The sequence below is a fragment of the Parapedobacter sp. ISTM3 genome (assembly GCF_016533505.1).
Taxonomy (GTDB): Bacteria; Bacteroidota; Bacteroidia; order Sphingobacteriales; family Sphingobacteriaceae; genus Parapedobacter; species Parapedobacter luteus.
This window is the reverse complement of record NZ_JAENGN010000004.1, coordinates 76,081-102,125: the sequence shown is the minus strand read 5'-3', so window position 1 is coordinate 102,125 and position 26,045 is coordinate 76,081. Positions and strand designations below refer to the sequence as shown.

General features: G+C 50.3%; 31 protein-coding genes and 1 tRNA gene. 31 read left to right on the top strand and 1 reads right to left on the bottom strand.

The window, feature by feature from the left end:
* From JHJ32_RS07415 to JHJ32_RS07285, 27 genes are all read left to right on the top strand, one after another.
* A complete protein-coding gene (locus tag JHJ32_RS07415) occupies window positions 1–837 on the top strand; it encodes a hypothetical protein (RefSeq protein ID WP_200120503.1) in 837 nt (278 codons plus the stop codon).
* A 2-nt stretch (window positions 838–839) separates the two neighbouring features.
* Window positions 840–1,607, top strand: a complete 768-nt coding sequence (locus JHJ32_RS07410; protein ID WP_200120502.1) for a hypothetical protein — start codon at window positions 840–842, stop codon at window positions 1,605–1,607.
* Window positions 1,608–1,621: 14 nt separating this feature from the next.
* Entirely contained in the window at window positions 1,622–2,122 is a 501-nt protein-coding gene (locus JHJ32_RS07405; protein WP_200120710.1) for a hypothetical protein, read from the top strand.
* Entirely contained in the window at window positions 2,119–2,523 is a 405-nt protein-coding gene (locus JHJ32_RS07400) for a DUF4133 domain-containing protein (protein ID WP_233632539.1), read from the top strand. Before JHJ32_RS07405 ends, JHJ32_RS07400 begins: the two co-directional genes overlap by 4 nt.
* Window positions 2,465–4,996 carry a TraG family conjugative transposon ATPase gene (locus JHJ32_RS07395; protein WP_255539723.1) on the top strand — a complete coding sequence of 844 codons (2,532 nt, stop codon included), beginning with the start codon at window positions 2,465–2,467 and terminating at the stop codon, window positions 4,994–4,996. Before JHJ32_RS07400 ends, JHJ32_RS07395 begins: the two co-directional genes overlap by 59 nt.
* 10 nt (window positions 4,997–5,006) lie before the next feature.
* Complete coding sequence (locus JHJ32_RS07390) at window positions 5,007–5,687, top strand: conjugal transfer protein TraI (protein ID WP_200120500.1); 681 nt, start codon at window positions 5,007–5,009, stop codon at window positions 5,685–5,687.
* Window positions 5,688–5,693: 6 nt separating this feature from the next.
* Window positions 5,694–6,122 carry a hypothetical protein gene (locus JHJ32_RS07385; RefSeq protein WP_200120499.1) on the top strand — a complete coding sequence of 143 codons (429 nt, stop codon included), beginning with the start codon at window positions 5,694–5,696 and terminating at the stop codon, window positions 6,120–6,122.
* A gap of 13 nt (window positions 6,123–6,135) precedes the next feature.
* Window positions 6,136–6,792: a hypothetical protein gene (locus JHJ32_RS07380; RefSeq protein WP_200120498.1), complete on the top strand. Its 657-nt coding sequence runs from the start codon at window positions 6,136–6,138 to the stop codon at window positions 6,790–6,792.
* Between the two features lie 45 nt (window positions 6,793–6,837).
* A complete protein-coding gene (locus JHJ32_RS07375) occupies window positions 6,838–7,674 on the top strand; it encodes a hypothetical protein (protein ID WP_200120497.1) in 837 nt (278 codons plus the stop codon).
* Between the two features lie 19 nt (window positions 7,675–7,693).
* Window positions 7,694–8,335 carry a TerB family tellurite resistance protein gene (locus JHJ32_RS07370; protein WP_200120496.1) on the top strand — a complete coding sequence of 214 codons (642 nt, stop codon included), beginning with the start codon at window positions 7,694–7,696 and terminating at the stop codon, window positions 8,333–8,335.
* A gap of 9 nt (window positions 8,336–8,344) precedes the next feature.
* Window positions 8,345–9,331: a conjugative transposon protein TraJ gene (gene traJ / locus JHJ32_RS07365; protein ID WP_200120495.1), complete on the top strand. Its 987-nt coding sequence runs from the start codon at window positions 8,345–8,347 to the stop codon at window positions 9,329–9,331.
* A 43-nt stretch (window positions 9,332–9,374) separates the two neighbouring features.
* Window positions 9,375–9,992 carry a conjugative transposon protein TraK gene (gene traK / locus JHJ32_RS07360; protein WP_200120494.1) on the top strand — a complete coding sequence of 206 codons (618 nt, stop codon included), beginning with the start codon at window positions 9,375–9,377 and terminating at the stop codon, window positions 9,990–9,992.
* Between the two features lie 4 nt (window positions 9,993–9,996).
* Complete coding sequence (locus JHJ32_RS07355) at window positions 9,997–10,341, top strand: hypothetical protein (protein ID WP_200120493.1); 345 nt, start codon at window positions 9,997–9,999, stop codon at window positions 10,339–10,341.
* A 4-nt stretch (window positions 10,342–10,345) separates the two neighbouring features.
* Window positions 10,346–11,641 carry a conjugative transposon protein TraM gene (traM, locus tag JHJ32_RS07350; RefSeq protein WP_200120492.1) on the top strand — a complete coding sequence of 432 codons (1,296 nt, stop codon included), beginning with the start codon at window positions 10,346–10,348 and terminating at the stop codon, window positions 11,639–11,641.
* Between the two features lie 18 nt (window positions 11,642–11,659).
* Window positions 11,660–12,490 (top strand): conjugative transposon protein TraN, encoded by an 831-nt coding sequence (gene traN, locus JHJ32_RS07345; protein WP_200120491.1) that lies wholly within the window; start codon window positions 11,660–11,662, stop codon window positions 12,488–12,490.
* A gap of 24 nt (window positions 12,491–12,514) precedes the next feature.
* The gene (locus JHJ32_RS07340; RefSeq protein WP_200120490.1) at window positions 12,515–13,033 is read left to right on the top strand and encodes a hypothetical protein; all 519 of its coding nucleotides are present in this window, start codon (window positions 12,515–12,517) and stop codon (window positions 13,031–13,033) included.
* 49 nt (window positions 13,034–13,082) lie between these two features.
* Entirely contained in the window at window positions 13,083–13,946 is an 864-nt protein-coding gene (locus tag JHJ32_RS07335; RefSeq protein ID WP_200120489.1) for a hypothetical protein, read from the top strand.
* 39 nt (window positions 13,947–13,985) lie between these two features.
* Entirely contained in the window at window positions 13,986–14,249 is a 264-nt protein-coding gene (locus JHJ32_RS07330; RefSeq protein WP_200120488.1) for a hypothetical protein, read from the top strand.
* 6 nt (window positions 14,250–14,255) lie between these two features.
* On the top strand, window positions 14,256–15,251 hold the full coding sequence (locus JHJ32_RS07325; RefSeq protein ID WP_200120487.1) for a hypothetical protein: 996 nt from the start codon (window positions 14,256–14,258) through the stop codon (window positions 15,249–15,251).
* Window positions 15,252–15,314: 63 nt separating this feature from the next.
* Window positions 15,315–16,265, top strand: a complete 951-nt coding sequence (locus tag JHJ32_RS07320) for a hypothetical protein (protein WP_200120486.1) — start codon at window positions 15,315–15,317, stop codon at window positions 16,263–16,265.
* Between the two features lie 61 nt (window positions 16,266–16,326).
* Window positions 16,327–17,139 carry a DNA adenine methylase gene (locus JHJ32_RS07315; RefSeq protein WP_233632538.1) on the top strand — a complete coding sequence of 271 codons (813 nt, stop codon included), beginning with the start codon at window positions 16,327–16,329 and terminating at the stop codon, window positions 17,137–17,139.
* Between the two features lie 6 nt (window positions 17,140–17,145).
* Window positions 17,146–18,117, top strand: coding sequence for a site-specific DNA-methyltransferase (locus JHJ32_RS07310; RefSeq protein ID WP_200120484.1), 972 nt, complete (start codon window positions 17,146–17,148; stop codon window positions 18,115–18,117).
* A gap of 74 nt (window positions 18,118–18,191) precedes the next feature.
* Window positions 18,192–18,899 (top strand): hypothetical protein, encoded by a 708-nt coding sequence (locus JHJ32_RS07305; protein ID WP_200120483.1) that lies wholly within the window; start codon window positions 18,192–18,194, stop codon window positions 18,897–18,899.
* 57 nt (window positions 18,900–18,956) lie between these two features.
* Window positions 18,957–19,766 carry a DUF3560 domain-containing protein gene (locus tag JHJ32_RS07300; RefSeq protein WP_200120482.1) on the top strand — a complete coding sequence of 270 codons (810 nt, stop codon included), beginning with the start codon at window positions 18,957–18,959 and terminating at the stop codon, window positions 19,764–19,766.
* A gap of 19 nt (window positions 19,767–19,785) precedes the next feature.
* A complete protein-coding gene (locus tag JHJ32_RS07295) occupies window positions 19,786–20,097 on the top strand; it encodes a hypothetical protein (RefSeq protein WP_200120481.1) in 312 nt (103 codons plus the stop codon).
* Window positions 20,097–20,909, top strand: a complete 813-nt coding sequence (locus tag JHJ32_RS07290) for a hypothetical protein (protein ID WP_200120480.1) — start codon at window positions 20,097–20,099, stop codon at window positions 20,907–20,909. Before JHJ32_RS07295 ends, JHJ32_RS07290 begins: the two co-directional genes overlap by 1 nt.
* A gap of 286 nt (window positions 20,910–21,195) precedes the next feature.
* Window positions 21,196–22,764 (top strand): recombinase family protein, encoded by a 1,569-nt coding sequence (locus JHJ32_RS07285; RefSeq protein WP_200120698.1) that lies wholly within the window; start codon window positions 21,196–21,198, stop codon window positions 22,762–22,764.
* On the opposite strand, the gene JHJ32_RS07280 is transcribed toward JHJ32_RS07285, so the two are convergent.
* A tRNA-Met gene (locus JHJ32_RS07280) sits at window positions 22,724–22,796 on the bottom strand. The genes JHJ32_RS07285 and JHJ32_RS07280 overlap by 41 nt on opposite strands.
* 113 nt (window positions 22,797–22,909) lie before the next feature.
* Between JHJ32_RS07280 and era the strand changes: the two genes are divergently transcribed.
* The 4 genes from era to metF all read left to right on the top strand — a co-directional run bounded on the left by era (window position 22,910) and on the right by metF (window position 26,045).
* The gene (gene era, locus JHJ32_RS07275; protein ID WP_079716406.1) at window positions 22,910–23,785 is read left to right on the top strand and encodes a GTPase Era; all 876 of its coding nucleotides are present in this window, start codon (window positions 22,910–22,912) and stop codon (window positions 23,783–23,785) included.
* Window positions 23,786–23,859: 74 nt separating this feature from the next.
* Window positions 23,860–24,378 (top strand): 30S ribosomal protein S16, encoded by a 519-nt coding sequence (locus JHJ32_RS07270; RefSeq protein ID WP_079716405.1) that lies wholly within the window; start codon window positions 23,860–23,862, stop codon window positions 24,376–24,378.
* 95 nt (window positions 24,379–24,473) lie between these two features.
* Entirely contained in the window at window positions 24,474–24,998 is a 525-nt protein-coding gene (gene rimM, locus JHJ32_RS07265; protein WP_079716404.1) for a ribosome maturation factor RimM, read from the top strand.
* Between the two features lie 90 nt (window positions 24,999–25,088).
* On the top strand, window positions 25,089–26,045 hold the full coding sequence (metF, locus tag JHJ32_RS07260) for a methylenetetrahydrofolate reductase [NAD(P)H] (protein WP_079716403.1): 957 nt from the start codon (window positions 25,089–25,091) through the stop codon (window positions 26,043–26,045).

The window sequence follows — 26,045 nt, the reverse complement described above, 5'->3', positions numbered from 1 at the left end:
GTGAAAAGAGAATTGCCGATATACGAAATCGATGATCTCCGATTCACGGTGGAAGTGGACAACGGCCTTTTGCGGAATATTGAAAATAGCCGCGAAGTGCTGGGGTTTAGCTTTATGGAAGACAAAGGTACACATTATCTGCTCTACAGGTATCCGGACACCGGTGTTCAAATGCCGCCTTCCTTTGCGTCAAACGTACAGGCGTACACCGAAACGGAAGTCCCGCAGATGGTGAAACTCGATCCGGAAGGTGTCGCGTCGAAATACGGGATTGAAATCGACAAACTGCCGGAGAGGGATCTGGATCTGGTGGGCAATGCGGAGCTCTTTGAACTGCGGGAGCAAGGGGTACTGCCTACCGTCGAGATTCATGGCCATATTTTTCACGTCTATCTCCGGACAGGCTATCTGCAGCCAAAGGATGATTACACGACATTAGGGATTCCGCTCAGCAAGCTCGGGTACGACCCTTCCGGCACGCGGTATATGTTTATCTACGATACCGAAAAGCATACGCTGTTTGAAACGGACTGGGATGAGCTTACCGCGATACCCAAAGAAGCGATCCCGATCGCTTTGCCGTTTGACAAGGTGCTTGATCCCTACTATGTGGCGGAAAAGAACGGGTGGATCAAGTATCCGGATATGAGCCGGAGCTGGTTCAATGAATTTCCGGTCCGCTATAACCTGGTGGCGCAGGTACTACCGTGGGATGAAACGTTCGTGCCTGATTTGATCAAAGAAAACGTGGAACGGAAGAAACAAGAGGGGAAAGCGGTGGGCGAACGAGCAGGGAAAGTGCCGAAAAAACAGGAGAGGACGAAGATACCGTTTTGATCATGGACAAATTACCGATATATGATATCCATGGTATCCCGTTCGAGGTGAACGCGGAATCAGGCGAGTTGATTTATCACCGGAGCGGCACATTGGCCCTTGAGTTCCGAGCGATGAAGGACATGGGAACACACTACCTGGCGTACTTCGACACGAAAAGGCACCAATTGGTCGGTTACAGGGGCATGAGGCCGGAATTCGTTGAGGTAAAAATACCGCAGATGGTCGAACTCGATCCCCGCGGGGTCGCAAAGATGTATACGATCGATGTGTCCCAACTGCCGGGACGAGACAGTGAATTGCGCTGCGAATCGGAGTTGTTCCGGCAGCGTAAATCAGGGAAACAGCCCATCATTGATATATACGGATACACCTATTTCGTGAAGCTTGCGTTCGATATGCTCGAACCCAAGGATTTCACCAAAGCGGGCATCAGCCTTTGGGACATGCTCAGGCCGCGATTTGGCAGCGGGTACCGTTTCATGTTCGATACGGTCGACCAGCGCCTGATACGCAAAAAGGAACGGCAAAACCCGGAGGCGCTGAGAGGCCGTGCAGTGTGGGTAAATATCCCGCATGTATCGGTATTGGATCCGTATATCTTCCAGGGATTCCACCGGCGTGAAGGAACGCCCGATATGCTCAGGTTTCCCATCCGGTACAACCTGAAAGCGAGGATATTCGACCTGGACGGGAAGGAAATTCCCAGTTACAAAATCGGGAAGCGGCGTAGTGCGCCCCCAAAAAAGAAAAAGGGATTGACGGGTTGAGGCAAATGCAGCATATGAGTACGGAAATGCATCTGGAAAGCGAAGTGAATATGACGCGGAAACGTAATGAAAATGACCTGCCGCGCATCGACATCATGGGAATTTATTTCAAGGTGGACTGGCCGCGGAGGGAACTAAGGCCGGAAGACGATAGAACGCCGCCGCTCGATATAAACAGGATGTATTTGGTCCATGAGGGAGGCAGGTATCTCCGGTTCATTTACCACCCCGGAACCCGTACCATTGCCGAATTCCCGCAAGGCCTGACGGAATTTCCAAAGGATCTCGTGCTGCTGGAAATCCCTTATGGCAAGAGGCTTGACCCTGTCGGGGTGGCCATGGAAAAAGCCAAGAACGTCCGAAAATACCTGAAAAACAATCCGAAGCCGGAGTTTCCGATCGCCAAGGTGATCCCATGGGAATCGACCCGCTTCATGCGGCAAATCGAAGAGAACCGCTGGGCAAAGAAACGGAAAGTACAGGCCGGAAAGAACAAAGCAAGGTTAAAACGTTGAAAAAGGAAACCACATATACCATCAACAAAGGCATCAACCGTCCGATCGAGTTCCGCGGATTGAAAGCCCAGTACATCTATATACTGGCAGTAGGCCTTGCGGTTTTGCTCGTCGGCTTTACGGTAATGTACATCGCGGGTGTACCCCTGTACGTATGCCTGCCCATGGTGCTGGCTTTCGGAGGGGGACTTTTCTCAGGGGTGTACCGACTGAGCCACCGGTTCGGTGAACATGGATTGATGAAAGCATTGGCACACCGGCGGTTGCCAACGGCTATCCTCGGCAGTTCGAGGGCGATATTTTTTGATCGATTGATTGACGGAAAGACAAAGGAGGGGAAGGATGATCATAATCATGGTCCTGTCGGGCCTGCTGCTCGCAGCGGTACTGCTGCAGAGTAGACAGATAACATCAGACACCAGGGAATTGGGCGATATGCTGCCCATCTGGAAGGTGGAAAAGGATTGCCTGCTTTCCAAGAAAGGGGACGTGACGGTCGCATTCCGGCTCACGCTCCCGGAGATATTCACGCTGAGCAACGACGAATACGATGCGCTGCACCAGGTATGGCTGAAAGCCATCAAGGTACTTCCAACGGGTACTATCCTCCACAAACAGGACTGGTTCACCAGGGCGGAATACAAGGCCGACTTTTCGGACGACAGGAATTTCCTTGCCCGCGGAAGCGAACTGCATTTCAACGAGCGCCCGTATCTATCCCACGAGTGCTTCCTGATGCTTACCCTGAAGGCCACGGACCGCAAGTCCTCCAGTTCGGCGCTGTCTTCGCTGCTGCGGAAGAATATCGTTCCGCCTGAAAGGATAGACCGACGCCACAATGAGCGGCTGCTCGGTACGATCGGTCAGTTCAGGCGAATCCTGGACGACTCCGGCTTTGTGGGAATGCAGCGGCTGTCGGCGGAAGAACTCGTTGGTACAAAAGAGGAACCCGGCTTATTGGAGCGTTACCTCTTCCTTCCCGGGGAGAACCGCGATGCCGTGCTGAAAGACATCGAATTCAAGCCGGAATGGAAAGTGGGTGAAAACCACTGCGAACTATACAGCATGGCCGACGTGGAGGACCTTCCGGCGATATGCGCACCGACCATGCATTACGATAAATACTCGACCGATAAGACGCAGTTCTCGGTCGGCTTTGCCACGCCCGCAGGGCTTTTGCTGCCCGTGAATCACATCTACAACCAATACATGGTCATAGCCGATACACCAAAAACGCTGAAACGGCTGGAGGCCAAAAGACGGCGCCTGCAGTCACTTTCGATGTACAGCAGGGAGAACGCCATCGGGCGGGATGCCACGCAGGAATTCCTGAACGAGGCGATCTCGGAGGCAAGAACACCCATAAAGGCACATTTCAATCTGCTGTGCTGGACGGATAGCCGTGAGGAACTGAAGGAACTGCGGAACCAGACCGCCTCGGCACTTGCCAAAATGGATGCTGTGCCGCACCAGGAAACCAATGGCGCACCGCAATTGTGGTGGGCCGGCCTGCCCGGAAACGCGGCCGACCTGCCCGAAAACGACTGTTTCGAGACTTTCGCCGAGCAGGCCAGCTGCTTCCTGAACATGGAGACCGCCTACCGCTCATCGAAAAGCCCGTTCGGCATCCGGCTTGGCGACAGGCTGACCGGTATGCCCGTGCACGTCGATCTCAGTGATGAGCCGCTCAAACGGGGGGTGACGACGAATCGGAATAAGCTGGTGGTTGGCGCATCCGGCAGCGGTAAGAGCCTATTCATGAACCATCTGCTCCATAGTTACGTCCAGCAGGGGGCACATTGCGTGGTGGTCGATGTGGGCCATTCCTATTCGGGACTGTGCGAGTTACTGAATGGATATTATTTCACCTACAGCGAAGAAAACCCGATAAAATTCAATCCGTTTTTCCTCTCCGCCGGGGAGGTACTGGACACCGAGAAGAAAGAGAGCATAAAAACGCTTCTGGTGGCGTTGTGGAAGCAGAACGATGAATCTTTCCGCAGAAGCGAGTACGTGGCCATATCGAATGCACTGCAATCCTATTACCAATACCTCTCGGGCCATCCGGACATATTTCCCTGCTTCAATTCTTTCTACGAATTCCTGCAGACGGATTTCATAAAGCAACTGGAGGCGGATCGTGTCAAGGACCGGGACTTTGACATGCACAATTTCCTGTACGTGCTGAGGCCATTTTACAAGGGCGGAGAATTTGATTACCTGCTGAACGCAAAGGAGAACCTGGATGTGCTGAACCAGCCATTTGTCGTCGTAGAACTGGACAATATCAAGGATCATCCCATCCTTTTCCCGATTGTTACGCTGATCACGACCTCCCTGTTCATTTCCAAGATGCGGAAACTTCAGGGAGTCCGCAAGCTGATCGTGATCGAGGAAGCGTGGAAAGCCATCGCCAAGGGCAGTATGGCCGAATTCATGAAATACCTCTACAAAACCGTCAGGAAGCATTTCGGGGAAGCCATAACGGTGACGCAGGAAATCGACGATCTCATCGGCAGCCCGATCGTGAAGGAGACCATCATCAACAATGCCGATTGCAAGATCATCCTGGACATGAAGAAATTCCAGAACAAGTTCGATGCCGTCCAGCAGGTGTTGGGAATGACCGACAAGGGCCGTGATCTGGTACTGTCCATTAACCGGGCGAACGACCCCAACTACCGCTACAGGGAGATTTACACCGAGCTTGGCAACCAACTGATGAAGGTATACCGGTTCGAACCGTCGCCATATGAATATTATGCGTACACCACCGAGCAGAGCGAAAAGGTCAGGGTGCAGGAGTACGCAAAAAAATACGGGAGTATCCAAAAAGGATTGGCCGCTATGGTGGCCGATATGAAGACCAATTAACCAAGCAGTGATGAAGCAGTATATCAGAACCCTATTGATGGCAATGCTTGTCACCCTGATGGTGGCAATTCCGGACAAACCGGCCAACGCGGGTATTTATGAGATCATAAAGGCGGCGGTCGTGAAAGTCATCAAGGCCGTGGATCTCCAGATACAGCGGCTGCAAAACAGGACCATCTGGCTGCAGAATGCACAGAAGCAGCTCGAAAATACGATGTCAAGGCTGAAACTGCGCGAGATATCGGACTGGACCGGAAAGCAGCGCGACCAATACGAGGGATATTTCAATGAATTGTGGCGCGTAAAGAACGCCATTGCCACATACCGGGCGGTGCGGGACATCGTTGAGCGGCAGCTGATGCTGGTCGAGGAATACAGACGGGCGTGGGGGCTTCTGCAGCATGACAGGAACTTCACGCCCCGGGAGCTGGAATATATGTACAATGTGTATTCCGGCATATTGGAGGAAAGCCTTAAAAACCTCGACCGATTGCAGTTAGTCGCAGGTTCGTTCAGGTTGCAGATGAGCGATGGGGAGCGGCTGGAGCTGATAGGCGAAGCGGGTACCCAGATGGAAAATGCGCTGGGCGACCTGAGGCGTTTCAACAACCGGAATTTCCGGATAAGCGTATCGCGGTCGGCAGGTGCCACGGAGGCCCAGCGGCTCAGAAAATTATACGGACTGGACTGAATCGGGATGGAAAACAGGGAAACCGAAGAAGCGGCAATCAGGAAACTGGTATCACTGATGCACGGTAAAGGATACCGCGGCAGGTTTTCAATAGATTTTTCGGGGCGCCGCGGGCAAAAATACCACGGAAACCTGCGGCAATGCCTGGCGCAGTTCTTCGCGGCAGGAAACGGTCAGGATGAATCCCCGGCGAAGATTGAACTGGAAACCACCGCGCCCTATAATCACCGCATCATCTGCAAAATGGGGATGGATTATTCGGAAGAGAGCGGATTCTCCATACGCGAAATGGAAATCCACCATGTCCGGACAAAGGAAAGAAAGCACTTCCGATTGCGGTCGGATCGCGATTTACCGGGGGCCATGACGCTGGAGTCGATGTTTCCCAAGCCGAAGCCCTGGGATTGGATGCTAAAGGGAAAATTCAGACCATAAAATAGAACGGGAAATGAAGATGATTGTAAAAACATGGCTGTGCTTAGTTACGCTGCTTTGCAGCGCCCAACCACTTGCGGCACAGACCTTCAAGGAATGGTTCCGGCAGAAAAAGACGCAGCGGGAGTACCTCATCCAGCAGGTTGCCGCACTGAGGGCATATGCGGGATATCTGCGGAGCGGATATGGCATCATCCGGGACGGCGCAGGTCTGATAGGCGATATAACCGGTGGCGAGTTCGGGCTGCACAGCGATTACTTCGGTAGTCTGGAAAAGGTCAGGCCGGAGCTCCTTGCGGATGGAAAAGTGGCGTCGATACTCACGCTGCACCGTGCCATGGAAAAGGAGCGTTTCACGGCATTGGCTGCGGTTGACCGCAGCGAATACGCTACCGCAGCCGAGAAAGACGGGATACGGAAATCCATGGCCGGGCTGGCCGGGGCCTGCGAGGCGGAATTGCAGGAACTTGAGCTGGTTACCACGGATGGAAAGCTGGAACTGGATGACAGTGACCGGCTGAAACGAATCGACCGGATATACGGTACGACGAGGACACTCTACGCACTGCACCGGAATGTCATTCCGCGAATCATTTCGCTGGTGGAGAACCGCGAACGGAACTCAAAAGACATTGAAATACTAAGGAAAATATTCGGGGTTGCGCAATAAACCGCAGCGCATTTGCAAACGTGGAAATTGGAAAGGGGGGAACGGATGAAGCAGATTATTTCACTGGGGCTGGGCGTGCAAAGCACGGCAATGTACCTGATGTCCAGTCTCAGGGAGTTGCCTGAGGCGGAGGTGGCCATATTCTCCGACACGGGGAAAGAGAGCACGGCAACTTACGATTACCTGGATTACCTGAAAAGATGGCAGAAGCAGAACGGCGGGATAAAGATCGCTGTGGTTAACGAGAAGAACCTATACAGGGATCTGCTGAACAAGTCGAATACGGGCCGCTTTGCTTCCATCCCGGCTTTCACCGCGGGCACGGACGGAAAAGCCGGGATGCTACGCAGGCAATGCACGGGTGAATACAAGATCAGGCCCGTCGACGACTATATCCGGGATTATGTGTATGGGCTTCCAAAGGGGGCGAGGCGTCCGCAGACCAGCGTCTGGATCGGTATCACCACGGATGAGGCCGAACGGATGAGCATCCCCAGGGAACGATGGAAAGTGAACAACTACCCGTTTCTCGGAATGACGGTGGACAGCCACGGCAATGTGGGGCGTGTTCCGTGGGCCGTGCCGCAGAACAGGAGCAACGTTATGTCCTGGTACCGAAGGAAAGGCATTCCCATTCCCCCGAAGTCAAGCTGCGTATTCTGCCCTTACCAATCCGACCATACCTGGGCGATGCGGAAGCGCCATGCACCCGAGGACTTCCAGGCGGCGGTACGCGTGGACCAAGCGATCCGGAACAGCACGAGCCAAGGCGTGAACAACCCGGTCTACCTGCACCGCTCGTGCAAGCCACTGGCCGAAGTTGAATTCGACCTGACACAAAATATCGAATGGGGCGAATGCTCCGGAACCTGCCATGTGTAGTAAGAAAGAGAGGGAAAAAATGAAACGGACGATAACAAGAATCCTCATCGGGCTGGGAATATGCTGCACGCTGCAGCTACACCTTGTTTCCGCCCAATCGGCGGAGATAACCCAGCTGTTGCTCAACGTGGAAAAGCTCTCGCAATTGCGGCAGATCCTTTCCGATATGAAGCGTGGGTATGACATTGTGTTCCGGGGATACAACACCATCAAGGATATCTCGCAGGGGAATTTTTCCCTGCATAAAGTGTTCCTCGACGGATTGATGGAAGTCAATCCCGAATTGACGCGGTACCGGCGTGTAGCCGATATCATCCGTAACCAGGGAGCCATACTTACCGAGTACAGATCGGCATACAGACGGTTCGTGCAAGGCGGTAGGTTCACCCAGCAGGAAATCCGGTATATGGCAGGCGTATACGGCAACCTGTTCGACAGCAGCCTGAGGAATCTTGATGAACTGGCCATGATACTCACCGCAAGCAGCCTCCGGATGAGCGATGCCGAACGCTTACGGGCGATAGACCGGCTGCACGAGAGCATGGAGGGGAAACTGGTTTCGCTGCGCGAATTCAACAGGCATGCATCAGGGCTGGACGCAGCCAGGGAAAGGGCATGGCAGGAAATGGAAACACTGAAAAATATGTATGGACACCGGTAAAAAGGAAACATGAAAGCAAAAAGAATCATAGCAATCGCGGCAATCTTTGCCGTCGGGATGGCCCTGCCATCCTCCGTACGGGCACAGGGGCTGGGTGACTTCATCTACGAATTCAACACGGTACTTGATGATCTGTTCAATAAAATGATACCGCTCAGCGCCCGGCTGATCGACGTGGGCAGGGCAATCGCGGGATTCGCGGCGCTCTGGTATATCGCCGTGCGTGTCTGGAAACACATCGCGAGGGCGGAGGAAATCGATTTTTTTCCATTGCTCAGGCCATTTGCGATCGGTCTGGCAATCACTTTCTTTATGCCGCTGCTCGCGCTGATGAACGGCGTATTGAAGCCGATTGAGATGGGAACCCGTGAGATGTCCCGTGACAGCCACAAAGCCATCCTGTACCATATCCAGCAAAAGGAACGGGAGCTGAAAGAAACACCGCCCGATGCCCCTTACCAGGCCGACGATACACAGGTTGAAAAATATGAGCAGCCAAGCGAGGGCGGCGTATTTTCGGGCCTCCGCAGCGCATTCAGCTGGTTCAATATCAAAAGCGCGGCAAAACAGTTCATGAGCGAAGTCCTGCATGTGCTTTACGCCGCGGCAAGCTTATGTATCAATGTCATCCGTACGTTCTACCTGATTGTGCTGGCCATAGTCGGTCCACTGGTGTTCGGTCTGAGCGTATTCGATGGATTCCAGAATACCCTCGCCAACTGGTTTGCAAGGTATATACACGTGTACCTTTGGCTTCCGGTCGCGAACATTTTTTCCGCTATTAACTCAAAAATACTGGAGAACCTGATGAATCTCGACCAGGGATTCATGAGTTCCACGGCATACCTGATTTTTATGGTTATTTCCATCGTTGGTTACACAACGATACCAAACGTGGCCGGATATATCGTGCAGGCGGGCGGGAACGATACCCTGCTCCACAAGATTAATCAGATGACGCAGCAGGCAGGGAAAGCGGCCGCTGCTCTGATTTGAAATTTTTGAAAAGTGCCAACCAGATGAATAGGAGGGAAGATAAGTGTACAGGCATTTCAATAACATCGAAACGGCATTCCAGCACGTCAGACTGTTCACGTTCGTGATAATCGCGGCGACGATGGTGATATGCTGCTTTACCGTATACCAAAGCTACCGCAAAGTCGGGGAAGTGGAGGACCGGATTTACATTCTCGCCAACGAACGGGCGTTCGAGGCATTTGCTGCAAACCGCAAGGATAATATACCGATAGAAGCCAGGAGCCATATCCGGCTTTTCCACCACTATTTCTTCTCGCTTGACCCTGACGACTGGGTGATCGAGGAAAACATCCGGCACGCACTGTACCTGGCGGATGGCACCGCAAGAAAGCAATATGAGGATCTGAAGGAAAGCAACTACTACGCGAGTATCATCTCGGGGAATATCAGCCAGAAAATAACGACCGACAGCATCTCGGTGAATTTCCAGGAATATCCGTACCGGTTCATGTATTTCGGTAAACAGGAAATCATAAGGCCTACGGCCACCGTCATCCGGAGCCTGGTCACCGAGGGGCAGCTCAGGGACGTAACCCGGTCCGACAACAATGCACACGGGTTCCTGATCGAACGGTGGCGTATTCTCGAAAACAGGGACCTCGAAACAAAAAGACGATAATGCCATGAAAAAGAATGAAAACGTAGAAGAACGGTCTGTCCGGGACGATGTGGCCCGGGCGATAGCCGACAAGATCATCAGCATGCAACTACTTGCCAGCAAGGCACTGAACCGTTGGGAGCGTAACCTGGGGTTGCACCGGAGAAAGCTGGTATTTACGCTTTTTTTCGGACTGGCAGGGGGGTACTGCGCTTACCTGCTGGGGAACGCTTTTCTCGGGGACGACCGTTCCGCGTCCTACCCGGCGATCAAGGGTGATATGCATCGGTCGCCGGAAATACCATTTCCGGTAGACACCGGGACAGCTAACGATACAACGGGAAATAGTTTCAAAGCGGATAATAAATAACAATATGGAAAAGCTATCAGCACAATTAAGGAAAAAAAGAAAGTTCCTGCTCGTACTGCCGATTCTGGTGCTGCCATTCGTCACATTGATTTTTTGGGCGATGGGTGGCGGAAGCATTGGCCGGGAAGAGGGAACCGACGCGCAGCAGGGATTGAATACCGACCTACCCGATGCCCAGCTTGAAGAAGGCACGCTCGATAAGATGAGCCTGTACCGGGACTCCCCACCGGATTCCGGGCGCAACGAACCGGAATGGGCTGGAGCGGATACATCAGCGGCCGATACGGACAGCTACGGTTACCGCTATCCGGCCGACCCTTACCCATACGAGAACTACGGACAGGGCGGTGGATACCCGCCGGGCGATCCCAACGAGGCGAGGATACGCCAGCGGCTGGACGAACTGGAGCGAATCATTGCGGCGCAGGAGATGGCTGCCGGGAACAATGGTTCCGTGTCGACAACAAGTTATAGTCTCGGTTACCGGGAATCCGGGGATTCACTGGAAAGGCTGGAGGAAATGATGGAGCGTATGTCCGGGCATGCAGAGCCGGATCCCGAATTGCAGGTCCTTGATGGTATGCTGGAAAAAATAATCGACATCCAGCACCCCGACAGGTTGCGCGAACGGTCGATTGAAAACCGGGGTTCGGCATTCCCCGTGACTACGGAAGTCAAAGACAACGTCGTGCCCGTCATACGCAGGCCCGGGGCCGCAGGTATTGCGATACATGACACCGTAACTGAAATGGATACACCGGTAACAGCAGTTGTTTCTGCAGGTAACGGATTCCATGGATTAGGCAGTCCGTCCGGGGAGGGTATACAGGATATTCCGGCTATTCCGGCGGTGGTGCATGGAACGCAGACCGTGGTTTCCGGCGCGGAGCTGGAACTGCGGATGCTCTCGGATATTTATGTGAACGGGATACGTGTTCCTGCCGGTCATCTGGTTACCGGCAGGTGCATGCTGGATGGGGAGCGGCTGCAGGTGTCGGTAGGCGGACTGCAATACCGTAATTACCAGTTGCCTGTTTCGCTCGCAGTGTATGACCTCGACGGAAACGAGGGTATCCGGATACCGGGCGCAATTGGCCGGGATGCGGCTAAAGATGGCACGGACAGGGCTGTACAGAGCATCCAGCTCATGAGTATGGATCCCACGCTCTGGGGTCAGGCGGCAGGCGCAGGCGTCGAGGCAGCAAAAGGACTGCTGTCCAAGTCCGCCAAGCTTGTCCGTGTCACGGTCAAGGCCGGGCATCCGGTGGTCCTTTATGATGAACAGGCCAACAGGCAATAAACAAAGAAAAATAGCAATATGAAAAATCTAATCATTCCATTACTTGCATTACTCGTGGCCCCGGCGGCCGTGGCCCAGGAGGTGGTACCGGTGAAGGCAAAGCAGATCGTTTCAGATTACCCACTGGAGATCACCTGGCATAAAACAACCCTGCTGTTGTTCCCGTCACCCATACAGGATGCGGACCGCGGCGACGCTTATGTCCTGGCAGAACGCATTGACGGCGTGGAGAATGTTCTGAAGGTAAAAGCCGGCGAACGGGATTTCCGGCCAAGTAATCTGCATGTGATCACCACGGACGGCAGGGTGTATGCATTCACGGTGACCTATGCCGACCAGCCTCCGGTTTTCACCATTGATATGGGAAAGCAACCACCGCATTCGCCGGTAACTTTCGACGGTATATCGCTGAATAGCAGGGATCTTGAATTTGCGGCGGCTGCCATCAAGGGAAGCCCCCCTTTCATCAGGGGAGTCGGCCAGAAAAGGCATGGGATGGGGATGAGGCTGGATGGTGTCTTTATCAAGGCAGATGTGCTGTTCTTCCGGTACAACCTGAAGAACAATACCCAGATCAGGCACGATGCGGCTGCACCACGCTTTTACATCAGGGATAAAAAGCGGGCAAAGCGTACTGCCGTACAGGATACGGAAATGGAGGCCGTATTTGTCCAGCACAGCGGGGTGCCGGAGAATGCAGAGGGGCAGACGATTATCATAGCATTCCCCAAGTTCACCATCGCCGAAAGTAAATACTTCGTAACCGAAATCACGGAGACGGGTGGTGACCGTAATGTGGAATGCCGGATCGACCAGAAAAAACTCCTCCGGGCGAGGAAGCTGGATTAGGCAATAACAAAAAATAGCAGGACGATGGAATACGGTTTGGAAAAAATGGAACAGGAACCGACGCTGTTCGCGGCACTCACAGAATGGAATCATACGGAGTCGCTCTTCAGGGAGCACTTCGGGGAAGAATCGCTGCGGGACAGGGATTTCCTGAAGATGAAGCTGAAAGAATATGACCGGATGTGGTATTCGTTCAATGGACGGCCGCTTACCCAGGATGAACGGACACTGATGAAGATGCTCCGTTTCCAGAGGCGGAAAATGCGGAAGACCCTGTATCCTGGCCTGCTTCGGAGGTTGTGGAACCGGGCATCGAATTTCCTGACTTTCCTGACAGAGTCCGAACGGATCCCCCGCAATAGCCGGGACGATTCTTACCGTTACGCGTATGGTTCCCCCGATGTAAGCGGATGGAAGCAAAACGAACAGAAGCCCGATGGGACAAGTCAGCGCGAACGCTACCGTCCCCAACACAGGCACGGGCCGGATTTCGGTCCAAGGAAGACCGAAACAAACGGGGAACGGAAATCCCAATCCCTCTAAAGAAATATCATATCAAATCATTAATAACAAATCTTAAAATCAATTAGTCATGAATGTCGAAAATTTTGAAACCCAGAAAAACGCACTCGAATGGCGGGGCTTCCCCGAAGAGGTCTTTGAAGAGCTCAAAAGGAAAATGGAAGCGGGCGAAGAAGAGTTCTCGTTGAAATGCACGAAGCACATGGGCGATGAGCTGCTCCACCTTGAGCCGCAGTTCCGTAAGCACAGTGAGCGCGACATCTATTATTTCAACCGCTACCTGGCCGTGCTTACAGATAAAAACGGCAAGGAACTCGTCAGGGCATCCATTAAGCGATCATGGCAGATACCCATCGACGAGGCCTACAATATGCTGAAGCACGGCAGCAAGGTTGCCGTATACAAGGAGGGTATTTATAATGACGAAGGCCAGCAATTCAACGCATGTATCGCGGTGAACGTGGATCAGGAGCTGAATGAAGACGGCAGCCTGAATATCAACATTTATCACGAAAGTTATTACAAAAAGTACCCTTTCGATCTGGATAATGCACTTTCGAGACTGCCTGTACAGATCAAGGAGTTGGTGCCGGAAAACATCGGCGATATCAAGGCGGCACTGATAAGCGCCACTCCGGTGGAAGTTACCGTTGTGAAAGATGGCGAGGAGGTTCCCGGTTATCTGACCATCAACGCAAAGGTCGGCCGCGTCGATGTGCGTGATGCGAAAATGAAACTTCTGGAAACGCCGAAAAAGCGTCAGGACGTAGACGTTAAGCAGAAGGCAGAGAATGCGGAAACACAGGGCCAGAATGCGTCCCCGGGAGCCGGCGAGACCGAAACCGCGGACGACGAAAAAAAAAAGCCCTGGCAGAACCGCCAGCAAAACGTGAAGTGGAACAGGGATAAACAGGGAAAGGGCATGTCCGTTTAACGGACATGTCCCCCAACCGAATTTTAAGCAAACCGGAAAATGACCGAAGCGCAAATACGCAGGTATGAAAAGGCTGCCGAGAAGGGTATTATCCGGGACGAAGAAAATCCGATTTTCCTTTTCAGCATAACGCCCACCAAACTACTGGTGAAGCTGCTCAGCGGGAAATTCGATCTTAAATCGATGGCGCGGATGGAGCTACGCAACAGGGGGCTTGATGACAAGGGAAAGTGGGTTGGTTTTGACCTCGCTGGCCACAAACCGGCGCGTAAGAAGGCGACTGGCAAGCGGATTCGCCATTAAATGAATATGAAAAGCAGTGAACAAAATCTCGATGGCTTCCTGGAAGTTGTCGGAATATTTGAACTGGATGATCCATTCATCGCACATTATCACGGACTGATGGTGAAGAACAACCTCAGCGAGTACCGATACCATTTAACAAAAACGTTCGGTCCGCAGAACAATCGGATCGATTATGCCGTCGACCTGGGACTCGACGGTGGCGGAAAGCCGTATCTGCATGGGTATCGGGCGACCCTGTTTGATACGCATCCCATAGAACACGGCGTGTTTGGCGGCATCGATACCCGCGAGTTGGAAGAGCGAATGAAGGATAAGGACTGGAACAATAGTTTACCCGAGCTTCCCGGGGTTTTCAGGGATATTGTACAATTGAGTCTTTGTGGCCGCGAAAAGGCAGTTGACATCGCCGAGCGTCTGGAGGCCCGCTACTGGCTCGGTACGCCCGTGGAAATACATCTCAATATCGGTAGGCTTAGGGAGAAATTCGCAAAGGAGCATTATTTCCAGGCTGCGTTTGCGCCGTCCAATATCACTGCGAAAAAGGCTTATAACTTATTGTCAGGACGGTTTATTGTCAGGTATGAAGATACCCGCCCCGGCTACTATAAGGCCACATGGGTGGGACTGAAGCAGGTCGATGGTGCTGCGTCCGCCAAGTCTTTCGAGGAGGCGGTGTATCCCGATTTTGAGTATGGTGTCCAGTTACGGCAGCTCGGAGTCCTGGAAATGGCAACGAGAGAAAAAGGCTATCCGCTGATCGGCTGCCTGATGGATGGGGACCTGGTGCCCGCAAATATAATCACCGGGGAACATGTGAGGCCGGTTTGGCTTTCGGTCGACCCGGGAAAGAGACGGGTTGTGGTCCATGGGGAAGATCTAAGGGAACTGGATATCTCTGCGGCTACTCCGGAGCAGGATAGCACCGAAATCAGGGAAGACAAATTGTCGGAAGCACTGGGCGCTAAGAAAGGCAAAAGGAAAGGTAAATCAATCAATTGATGACAGAAATCCTCGGGGTAAAATCGCCGAGCAGGTGACCTTTTGAGCAATAAATACAGAATTATGATTCAGGGTAAGGAATTGAAGGAGATACAGGGAACGCTGGATAGCATTGGCATCACCGAGCCCGGTGTTTGGAAAGACATCAAGAATATGGAGCATGGTGTTTTCATCATACGGACCATGCGCAGCGATACCGAATCCGTCCGCATCACGGCGGAGCTGGAGCGGAATAAAAATCTTGGAGTTTACAGCTTTGAGGGCTATGAAGCCAGTGTGTTGCCATTTCCATATATCGAACATGGCGTTTATGCAGGGATAGATACCAGAGAGCTTGAAAAAAACATGAATGGAATCAATTGGGGAACGATTATTCCCTCTATCCATTTTCATGAGTCCCCGGTTAGGGATGTGTTGCAAAAGTGTGCAAGGTTGCTGGGAAGCGGGCATCGGAATGGGGCGGAAGCCGGGGAACTACTGATGCTGAAGCATTTGTCCTATACACCGCTTGAGAGTTTTCTCACACCGATCCGGCTAATTGACGAACTGGAAAAAAAGGCATTCATCAACGTAAACAATGACAACCATGACCTTGATATCACCGATGCCGTTTCCGTGCTGTCGGGCCGTTCGGTTGCCAAGCCGCTTGACGCCGTCTCGCCCGGCGTTGATATCTGCTGGGTCGTACTGGAAGGGGAAGAGATCAAAAAAATCCCGGATTTCGACCTTGACGGAAAAGCGATGTATCTTCCGTTCAAAAGACAGCCCGATACGGCGGAACGCGCGGGGATTATTGCCGACCTCAGTAAGGGAAACCGGATAGAGGGACAATTCAATCTGCATGGCTATGATTTCACGGCACTTTACCAGGCGGATCCTGTTAACGAACGGATTGCGATGTTCGATATCCGGAATCGGGGGTTGGAACTCCGCGAGTTGCAGGATGACCCGGCGAAGGTAAAGGAACTGCCGGAAAGGAAATCACCGAAAATGGACCGGGGGATGAAATTGTGAGCGGCATACGTCGCGGATTTGACAGGGATAGAGAAATGTGAGTATGGAAAACAGCAAAAAATTGAGACCCCCTTTGACTTACTACGGTGGAAAGCAGACGCTCGCACCTTTTATTGTTTCGCTGATACCGGAACATATAACGTATGTCGAGCCGTTTTTCGGGGGAGGGGCGGTGTTTTTTATGAAGCCAGCCTCAAAGGTCGAAATCATCAATGATACCAACAATGAGTTAATGAATTTCTACCGTATCGCCAAAACGAGGTTCCACGAACTGCAACAGATGGTACAAACTTCGTTATGGAGCCGTGATCTGCATTATAAAGCGGTTCTCATATACCATAATCCCGATTTATTTGACGAGGTAAAGAGGGCATGGGCCGTATGGGTACTTTGTGCGATGGGTTTTTCTTCCAAGATGGATGGACCGTTCGGTTACGAAAAAAAAGACGGTAGCCTGGCAAAGCGGATCAATTTCAAAAAGGAAGAGTTCACCGAAAATCTAATGCAACGGTTAGAGCCGGTACAGCTGGAATGTACGGATGCACTTTATGTAATCCAGAGCCGCGACCACGGGGGAGCATTTTTTTATTGCGACCCTCCGTACATCGGCTCAGACCTTGGGCATTACAAAGGCTATACGGATAATGATTTCGAAGGATTGTTGAAAATGCTTTCGAAAATCAAAGGAAAATTCCTGCTGTCTTCCTATCCCTCGGAAATGCTGGAGCGGTTTATCGATAGCAATGGCTGGTTTTCCATGAGCAAAACCATGACGGTGACCGTAAATATCAAAGGAGGGAACCCGAAAAGAAAAATGGAGGTTCTGACGGCTAACTATCCGATCGCTGAGGGCTACGGATTCAAAGGAAGATGAGTTGCAATGGGGAAGGGGATCGCTGTGGGCGGAATTGAAACAGACAGGATTTATTCGGGAGACTGCCTCGAAGGTATGCGGGGTTTGCCCGCAGGATGTGTGCAGTGTTGCATCACCAGTCCTCCCTACTTTCGATTAAGGGATTATGGCATTGAAGGCCAGTTGGGTGTCGAAGACACACCGGAACAGTATGTGGAGCGGCTTGTAACCATCTGCTCGGAAATCAGAAGGACGCTGAAAGATGATGGGGTCTTTTGGCTGAACCTCGGCGATTGCTATTGGGGCTCGGGTAAGGCGACATCCAACAGGGAGTACTGGAAAAGGCATACCGAATTCGGAAAAGCAACCAAGCGGCATTTTTCAAGTTTCGGTAAGCCGACGTATGGAAATCATCCAGTAATCAAACCAAAAGATCTGATCGGGATTCCCTGGATGGTGGCGTTTGCACTTAGAAAAGAAGGATGGTACCTCCGGCAGGATATCATCTGGCACAAACCGAATGTCATGCCAGAAAGCTGTACCGACCGTTGCACCAAATCACACGAATATATCTTTCTGCTTTCAAAAAACAGAAGATACTACTTTGATAACGACGCAATAAAAACGGTGATGAAAGGTACCCCGCACGACCTTATTTCGCGCGTCTCCAATAAAGGGTTGGACAATCCCCTTGTCAATACCATGCGAAAACAGCGGGGCCCTTATTTAATGGCCAATCGCAGGTCAGTATGGCGGATAACGAATAAGCCCTTTAAAGGCGCACACTTTGCCACGTTCCCGTCAGAAATCCCGGAACTGTGTATAAAGGCGGGCAGCCGCGAAGGGGATGTCATCCTTGATCCGTTCATGGGATCCGGTACCACGGCGCTGGTAGCAAAGCGACTGAACCGCCACTACATCGGATTCGAACTGAACCCGGATTATGTACGTATGGCCGAGCAGCGGATAGCGCTCGTCAGGCTTGATGGCCGCGAATGATAAAAAGCAGCGATGATGGATAAAATTACGGGAAATGCATCCTGGATTGATTCACCCACTAAATGCGATAAACTATGAAAAGCGAATTACCGATCGTCAGTTTAGCGGGCGACGAGTTTTACCTGGAGAGCAAAGGATTACGGTACGCAGCAGCGCCGCAACGAGAAATACCATTCGACCAGATGGCGCGCTCGTGGCTCAAAGCAATGGATAGCCTCGTCAGGAGGTTTATGTACGATACCGTCGGAAAAAGTATCGCGGATATCAGCAGTTATACAACTCGGGTTCCGGAGACAGTAAAATACCTGGAGATTCCGGAAATATTCATTTTGGGATTGGCCGAAGAGGAACTTGCAGGCATCCTGAAATCCCCTGTCAGGGATGATTGGGCGCTCTACGTTCAGGACCACTGTCTGACTGCGAGAGAATTGCCCCGGGTTAAGCTGATGGGAACCGAATTCATTCTGGACACCTTAAATGGTGAGTTGATGGAGATGCTGAATATGAAAAACAGGATATCTTTTGAAAGTATCAACGTTTTCGAGCACAATAAGGAAATGTTTTTTGACTACAATGTCCAGACCAACAACATCGCACAGCCGGGTGATGATCCGGATGCTGTAACGATTGCGTTCCTAAAGCCGATGCATGAATCGGATCCAAAGGCGTGGGATCTTATAGTTAAGCCCGAAGATAGGGTTTCGGCAGCTCCACAGCACCATGAAGTCAAGCCTGCGTCTTCCAAACAGGTAAAACCGAAGAAGGGGAAAGGATTATGGTAGGCATATGTCATTTGCTCGGGGTTGGAGCAATGCAGGGCAATCAAAAAGCTATCTATCATGGAAACTGAAAACTATTTTTTGAAGAACGAGGAGTCGGAGAAGCTTAACATCTTTACCACTAAGCAATTTTACGATTCCCTGATTCCGGACCAAAAGCGGGTTTTCCGGAAATACTGCCTCTGGAGTCCCAAAATGGAATGTTGGGTTTCCAAGGGAAAAGCGGTGAACAGCGGTTACCTGAAAGGGCTTCTTAAAAACCTGGGATTCGAAGATAGGGGAGCTGTCGGCCAACGGCTCCCATTTGCGGAACAGGTCGCGCGGGAGCAGGAAAGAGCCGCTATGAGGGCAGAAAGAGCGGAAAAGCGCGCAGATAAGGCCGATAGGCAGTCCGATGCGCTGTATAACGCGGCGACCGAGATGTCAAGCGCAATACCGTTCGGTCAACCCATCCTGATCGGTCACCACAGCGAGCAGCGGGATAGGCGCTACCGGGAGCGTATGTTCAATACAATGGGTAAATCGGTGAAGGAACAGGAAAAAGCGGCTTATTACCGGGATAAAGCAGAGACCGCCAAAGCCACGGCCGAGGGGGCCAAACTGAAGAATCCGAAATACCTGAGCAACAGGATCAAGGAGGCTAAAGCAGCCATACGGCTATACAATCGCCGGCTTGAGGGAAAATTGTATCGCGGGTCTCCCGGCAGGGAGATCAGCGACAACGAACGTAAGGTGTATTCACGTGGCCTGGAAGAATATCAGGAGAAACTCGATTTCTATGAGGCGTGTCTTGCATCGCTGGAGCGTGAAGCTCCGGAACATAAGCAATCGGACCTCGCAAAAAAGAGTGGGAAAAAGCATGGTATATAATAGAAAATTCAATTGAATCATGGCGGATTTAAAGAGAAGGGTTTTGTCATTCAGCAATGGCAAACAGGTAAAGTTATATGGGAACAGCGTTGCGATCGGCAAAAGCCTGGAAATAGGTGAGGGATATGCTCCAAATATATTTTCGTTCTTACCTGTACAGGGAGGCGAGAAAGCTTCCCCGGTTGTAGCCAATCCGCATGGGCTGACCAAAGATGAGCTACTTGAATTAGCTGATTTCAATATCCGGCTTTGGATGGATTTTAAAGACAGCGTCCGTAAACACGGTATTACTAATATCAAGGTGTTTAACAGGGAATCCATCTTATTATAATGTTTGAGAATCCGAAAGAATACCGAGGATGGCCGGTCCTGGTGGATCCCGACCGGGTTTTAAGGGATAGATATGCAGGAAGTGTAGGTAGAATACTTCACAGAAATGCAGAGAAAGGTAGTGTCGTCATCGTGTATTTTCAGGATTACAATAAGTACGAGGCCTACTGCTCCGACGAGCTGCTGGTGTTGCTCCCTGGTCGTACGATACTCGACAATCTAATTGCGAATTACCCAGTACTGAAAATGGCAGAGGTGAGGGCGATACTGGATGTTTACAGCTTGTTCGAAGAAAAGTATTACAGCGATGCCTTTCAGTTGGCGCAAAAAAGGGAGAACGTGAAAAAGTTCTGTCTGGTGAGTTGCAAGGAGTTGTCTCAGAAAAAGCAAAGGAATATGAAAGTAAAAAAAGATTTCATGATCGGTAGAGTTGCAAGGGTGCCTTCCGATTTGACAACCGACCCTTTTGAGAGAAGGGGTGAAATAGGCAGGATAGTCAATACGGATCGCGTCAATGACACCATAACCATGAAATTCGATGACGGGCTGACGGCTGACTACGTTTTTAACTGCCTGGAAATACTTCTCCCGACAAAGGCGATACTTTATGGTCTGAACGCCAAATGGAAGGAATTCGACAAGGAAGAACGTTCGATAATCAAAGAGGTGATCCGTCTTGCATCAAAGAAGGACAGCAAGGCCGCGCTCATGTTGGCTTGTACGGAAACAGCTGTTAAGAATTTCTGCGTCACCGATACCGAAGCGTTTTATGCGCTAAAGAAAAATCCACGTAAACATCTCGGGTTGCGATAAGCCAGTTAAGCTAAATATGGAAAAGCGTAAAGTTATTGCTTGCCTACGGATCCAATGCGGGCCAAAGAAAGTGTAAAACGTAAAGTCAAACAGTAAGCCCGGAAGGGCCTTTTTTTATTCAGATAGAACGGCGATATGGATGGGGATTGCAGAGGCAGGATTACACCTGAAAAAGCCCTGGAGATTCTAAGGGCAAACGGATTAGATGTAACATTGGAACAGGCTACGATTATATTGAAATATTTGTATAAATTGGCCAATATGGCTGTTGAGCACTATCTTAACCATGACCAAGACCGCTGATTTATATATTAGGGTAAGCACGGACGAACAGGCGGATAAGGGATATTCGCAGCGGAATCAAGAGGAAATGCTGCTCCGCTATTGCGATTTCAACGGGATTGCTGTGCGTAAGGTCGTATTCGAGGATCATTCGGCCAAGACTTTCGAGCGACCGGAATGGAAACAGATGATTGCGGAATACAAAAAGAAAAGCCATTGTGTGGATCTGCTACTGTTTACGAAGTGGGACAGGTTTAGCCGCAATGCTCCCGAAGCATATAATATGATTAGCCTGTTGCGCCGATTGGACATTGAACCCTGCGCAATTGACCAGCCGTTGGATCTTAGCATTCCCGAAAATAAAATGATGCTGGCGATCTACCTCACCTCCGGGGAGGTAGAAAACGACCGACGCTCACTGAATGTAATTGGTGGTATGCGCAGGGCTATGAAAGAAGGGAGATATATGGGGCTTGCTCCAGTGGGGTATATTAATCGGGTAAAAGAAGATGGAACCAAATATATAGCGCCGAAGCCAAAACAAGCCGAGATTATGAAATGGGCGTTTGATAAATTGGAAGAAGGGCATGTCAATACCGAGCAAATATACTGGGAGGCAAAAAGAAAGGGATTGGAATGCACTAAGAACACGTTTTGGAATGCTATTCGTAATCCAGTCTATTGCGGAAAGATATTCATCCCTGCATACAAAGGGGAGGACAGTATGTTGATTGCGGGCTTGCACGAACCGCTTATTTCCGAAGCTACATTCTACAATATCCAGGAGATACTCGATGGAAGGAAAAGAATTAAAGCTAAAGAATATGCCACAAAAATTTTCGCCGGCGTGGAATTACCGCTCAGGGGATTCATCAAGTGTCCGAAATGCAGCCGTACGTTAACCGGAAGTACATCGAAAGGGCGACACCAATACTATAACTATTACCATTGTACTTCAAAATGCGGCTTTAGGGTAAGGGCAGAGGTAGCGAATGATCTGTTCGAGAAAGAACTGAGAAAGTATATTCCACGTCCTGAAGTTGCAACGCTGTATAAGACAGTCGTAAAAGATGTGAGCGACCGGCAAAATGACAGCGTTCACCTCGAGAAGACGAGGGTGTTGCGGCAAGTGGAGGAACAAACTAACCGTATAAATAAGGCAAGGGAATTATTGTTAAAAGGCGACTTGGACGCACTGGATTACAAGCAAATAAAATCCAGTGGAGAAGAAACGATCAACAAGCTCGAAGCGAAAATTACACAATATTCCTCATCGATAGACCGGATTGAGCCCCTGCTTGATAAAGCCATTAACGCCTTGTCGAGCCTCGGAAAACTATATAGGCATGTCAACGTAAAACGAAAGCGCGAGATTATCGGTTCGATTTTTAAGGAAAAACCGGTTTTTACAGGTGACGGTTATCGAACCGGTAAAACCAACGAAGTGGCGGGTGTTATCTTCTTGGTTAACAAGGAGTTGGATGTAAAAACAAAAAGGACAAGTCTGGAAAATTCCAGCTTGTCCTATCAAGTAGCGGGGACAGGACTCGAACCTGTGGCCTTCGGGTTATGAGCCCGACGAGCTACCAACTGCTCCACCCCGCAATGTATCTTTATAATAAGTTCCTGCAATCGCTGCCGGATTTTAATTCTATTTCCGAATTGGACTGCAAAGATATAATTTGTTTCTTTGCAAAACAAATCAAATTGTAAAAAAAATGTCGCACAAAGCCGGATTCGTGAGCATCATTGGAAAGCCAAACGCGGGTAAGTCTACGTTAATGAATGCGTTAGTGGGTGAAAAGATGTCTATCGTGACCCCTAAAGCCCAAACTACCCGGCATCGGATCATCGGGATTGTGAATGAACCGGATTATCAAATTGTATTTTCGGATACCCCGGGAGTCATCAAACCAGCCTATACACTTCAAGCGTCAATGATGAGTTTTGTAGAGGGTTCACTTATCGATGCCGATGTCATTTTATTGATGGCGGATATCCAGGAACGATATGACGAACGTGACGTCATCGAAAAGTTGCGGAAGACCACTTCACCGGTAGCGGTGCTCATTAATAAGATAGATAAGTCGACTGAGGAAGAAGTTAAAAGCAAAATCGCTTTTTGGGAAGAAACCCTGCATCCACAAGCGGTCTTTGCAATATCCGCATTGCACGGGCATAATCTGGCAGCGGTCATGTCTTTTATTTTGGAACATCTTCCCGAACACCCTCCTTATTATGAAAAAGACGCACTTACGGATAAGAGCGAGCGCTTCTTCGTATCGGAAATCATACGGGAAAAAGTGTTCAAGCTCTATGAAAAAGAAATTCCCTATAGTACGGAGGTGATCATCACGGCATTCAAGGAAGAACCCGCCATTACCCGCATCAGCGCGGAAATCATCGTGGAGCGTGATTCACAGAAAAATATTATTATCGGGAAGGGTGGTAGTATGATTAAGAAAGTGGGTACCTATGCGCGGGAGGATGTTGAAGCGTTCCTGCAAAAGAAGGTGTTTTTAGAACTCTTTGTAAAGGTGATCCCCGATTGGCGGAAGAAAGATAATTACCTGAAACGGTTTGGTTATGAGTAATAGTTTTCCTACCTTTGCAGCCCCGCAGCGCGAAACTCCGGGGACTATGTTGGATACATATTAACAAAAAGGAAATGGCAGTTAAAATTAGATTGCAAAGACACGGTAAAAAAGGTAAGCCTTTTTACTACGTAGTGGTGGCCGATTCACGTGCACCCCGCGATGGAAAATTCATCGAACGTATCGGTTCGTACAACCCCAACACCAACCCGGCGACTATCGATCTGAATTTCGATAAGGCACTGGACTGGTTGGATAAAGGAGCACAGCCAACGGATACGACCCGCGCGATTTTGTCGTACAAGGGCGTGCTTTATAAGAAGCATTTGTTGGGTGGCGTGAAAAAAGGGGCTTTTGATGAAGCTACCGCTGATACCAAGTTTGAAGAATGGTTGAAAGCCAAGGAAGCTAAAATCCAAGGTAAGAAAGAAGGCTTAGCTCAAACTAAAGAAGAGGTGAAGAAAGCAGCGTTGGCTGCTGAAGCGAAAAAGAAAGCGGAAATAGCTGAGGCTATTAAAGCCAAGAATACGCCTCCTGCTGAAGAATCTCCAGCCGAGGAAGAGGCTGCAGCCTCCGATGAGACTGCCGAATAAATCAAATTTCGCCGGAAAAACAAAGCCGCTTCGTGATATATGCACCTGAAGCGGTTTTTTTATGTTTGAGCCGCTCATCATGTATTAAGTAAAAAATGGAATTTCCCGACAACTTTTATATTGGTTATATTAGCAAAACCCGGGGACTTAAGGGGGAGGTACAACTGTTCTTCGAGTTTGAAGACTATGAGATGCTGGAACTCGATGTGCTGTTTTTGGAGGTTGATCGTAAACTGGTGCCCTTTTTCGTGGAAAACCTGAAATTGCAGCCCAATCGTACCGCTTATATTTTCCTTGAAGATGTCGATCATGTGGACAAGGCGCAAGCGCTGGTTCGTAAAAAGGTATATCTTCCCAATAATAAACGGCCTGAACGGCATCCTGGTGACTTCCGGATCACTGACTTAAAGGGCTTTGTCGTATACGATGTGACATACGGCCGATTAGGCCAGATCATCGCTATTCATGAATATCCGCAGCAGCATGTCGCGACAGTGAATTATAAAGGTAATGAACTCATGTTTCCGCTGAATGACAAATTGATTGTGTCCATTGATGCAGTTGACAGCCGACTCAACGTGGATTTGCCGGAAGGTTTGATAGATGTGTATTCCTCTTAAGCGGTCAACGGCGGCAACGCAACAAATTCGCTTTGCATATAAAGGCGAATTTATCTAAGTTTGGCGGCTGCAAAGTCAGGGCTCGCTGGTATGAAAATAACCGAACATATTAAGAACGCTAAAGGAAAGACGCTATTTTCCTTTGAAATATTGCCACCCGTCAAAGGGCAGAGCATACAATCCATCTTTAACGCTATTGATCCGTTGATGGAGTTCAATCCGCCGTTCATCGATGTTACTTACCTGCGCGAAGACTATATCTATAAACAGCATCCCAATGGGTTGCTTGAAAAGGTGGCATACCGCAAGCGGCCCAGTACGGTGGCTACGTGCGCTGCGATTATCAATAAATATAAGGTGGATGCTGTGCCTCACCTGATCTGTGGGGGCTTTACCAAGGAGGAAACCGAGAATGCACTCATTGACCTGCAGTTTTTGGGGATTGACAATGTACTGGTGTTGCGGGGCGATGCCCGCAAAAGTGATAGTTCGTTTATCCCTACGCCGGGCGGGCATGCTTATGCTTCCGACTTGCTGCAGCACGTGGTTAATATGAACAATGGCCGTTATCTGCATGAGGATATGGAAAACTCCGAGCGGACGGACTTCTGCATCGGAGTGGCGGGCTATCCGGAGAAGCATTTTGAGTCGCCAAACCTCGATACAGATTTCAAGTACCTGAAAATGAAAGTGGATTTGGGTGCGGACTTTATAGTCACCCAGATGTTTTTCGACAACAGCAAGTACAAGGCGTTTGTCGATAGGTGCCGGGCCAATGGCATCCATATCCCCATTATTCCCGGGCTGAAGCCGTTGACCGGAAGTAAGCAGTTGGTGAGCCTGCCGAAAACATTCCACTTGGACATCCCCTTGGAATTGAGTGAGGCGGTGCAGGCTTGTCGATCCGAACAGGAAGTTCGGGATGTAGGAATTGAATGGATGATCCATCAATGCAAGGAGCTCATTGCCATGGGAGCCCCTGTCTTGCATTTCTACACCATGGGTAACCCGAATCCGACTAAACGCATTATACAGGCCGTTTTCTGA

Excerpts from the sequence above, each read along its gene's own strand:
- JHJ32_RS07410 (WP_200120502.1), top strand. The coding sequence starts at position 840 with ATGGACAAATTACCGATATATGATATCCATGGTATCCCGTTCGAGGTG.
- JHJ32_RS07405 (WP_200120710.1), top strand. The coding sequence starts at position 1,622 with ATGAGTACGGAAATGCATCTGGAAAGCGAAGTGAATATGACGCGGAAA.
- JHJ32_RS07395 (WP_255539723.1), top strand. The coding sequence starts at position 2,465 with ATGATCATAATCATGGTCCTGTCGGGCCTGCTGCTCGCAGCGGTACTG.
- JHJ32_RS07390 (WP_200120500.1), top strand. The coding sequence starts at position 5,007 with ATGAAGCAGTATATCAGAACCCTATTGATGGCAATGCTTGTCACCCTG.
- JHJ32_RS07385 (WP_200120499.1), top strand. The coding sequence starts at position 5,694 with ATGGAAAACAGGGAAACCGAAGAAGCGGCAATCAGGAAACTGGTATCA.
- JHJ32_RS07380 (WP_200120498.1), top strand. The coding sequence starts at position 6,136 with ATGAAGATGATTGTAAAAACATGGCTGTGCTTAGTTACGCTGCTTTGC.
- JHJ32_RS07375 (WP_200120497.1), top strand. The coding sequence starts at position 6,838 with ATGAAGCAGATTATTTCACTGGGGCTGGGCGTGCAAAGCACGGCAATG.
- JHJ32_RS07370 (WP_200120496.1), top strand. The coding sequence starts at position 7,694 with ATGAAACGGACGATAACAAGAATCCTCATCGGGCTGGGAATATGCTGC.
- traJ (WP_200120495.1), top strand. The coding sequence starts at position 8,345 with ATGAAAGCAAAAAGAATCATAGCAATCGCGGCAATCTTTGCCGTCGGG.
- JHJ32_RS07355 (WP_200120493.1), top strand. The coding sequence starts at position 9,997 with ATGAAAAAGAATGAAAACGTAGAAGAACGGTCTGTCCGGGACGATGTG.
- traM (WP_200120492.1), top strand. The coding sequence starts at position 10,346 with ATGGAAAAGCTATCAGCACAATTAAGGAAAAAAAGAAAGTTCCTGCTC.
- traN (WP_200120491.1), top strand. The coding sequence starts at position 11,660 with ATGAAAAATCTAATCATTCCATTACTTGCATTACTCGTGGCCCCGGCG.
- JHJ32_RS07340 (WP_200120490.1), top strand. The coding sequence starts at position 12,515 with ATGGAATACGGTTTGGAAAAAATGGAACAGGAACCGACGCTGTTCGCG.
- JHJ32_RS07335 (WP_200120489.1), top strand. The coding sequence starts at position 13,083 with ATGAATGTCGAAAATTTTGAAACCCAGAAAAACGCACTCGAATGGCGG.
- JHJ32_RS07330 (WP_200120488.1), top strand. The coding sequence starts at position 13,986 with ATGACCGAAGCGCAAATACGCAGGTATGAAAAGGCTGCCGAGAAGGGT.
- JHJ32_RS07325 (WP_200120487.1), top strand. The coding sequence starts at position 14,256 with ATGAAAAGCAGTGAACAAAATCTCGATGGCTTCCTGGAAGTTGTCGGA.
- JHJ32_RS07320 (WP_200120486.1), top strand. The coding sequence starts at position 15,315 with ATGATTCAGGGTAAGGAATTGAAGGAGATACAGGGAACGCTGGATAGC.
- JHJ32_RS07310 (WP_200120484.1), top strand. The coding sequence starts at position 17,146 with ATGGGGAAGGGGATCGCTGTGGGCGGAATTGAAACAGACAGGATTTAT.
- JHJ32_RS07305 (WP_200120483.1), top strand. The coding sequence starts at position 18,192 with ATGAAAAGCGAATTACCGATCGTCAGTTTAGCGGGCGACGAGTTTTAC.
- JHJ32_RS07300 (WP_200120482.1), top strand. The coding sequence starts at position 18,957 with ATGGAAACTGAAAACTATTTTTTGAAGAACGAGGAGTCGGAGAAGCTT.
- JHJ32_RS07295 (WP_200120481.1), top strand. The coding sequence starts at position 19,786 with ATGGCGGATTTAAAGAGAAGGGTTTTGTCATTCAGCAATGGCAAACAG.
- JHJ32_RS07290 (WP_200120480.1), top strand. The coding sequence starts at position 20,097 with ATGTTTGAGAATCCGAAAGAATACCGAGGATGGCCGGTCCTGGTGGAT.
- JHJ32_RS07285 (WP_200120698.1), top strand. The coding sequence starts at position 21,196 with ATGACCAAGACCGCTGATTTATATATTAGGGTAAGCACGGACGAACAG.
- era (WP_079716406.1), top strand. The coding sequence starts at position 22,910 with ATGTCGCACAAAGCCGGATTCGTGAGCATCATTGGAAAGCCAAACGCG.
- JHJ32_RS07270 (WP_079716405.1), top strand. The coding sequence starts at position 23,860 with ATGGCAGTTAAAATTAGATTGCAAAGACACGGTAAAAAAGGTAAGCCT.
- rimM (WP_079716404.1), top strand. The coding sequence starts at position 24,474 with ATGGAATTTCCCGACAACTTTTATATTGGTTATATTAGCAAAACCCGG.
- metF (WP_079716403.1), top strand. The coding sequence starts at position 25,089 with ATGAAAATAACCGAACATATTAAGAACGCTAAAGGAAAGACGCTATTT.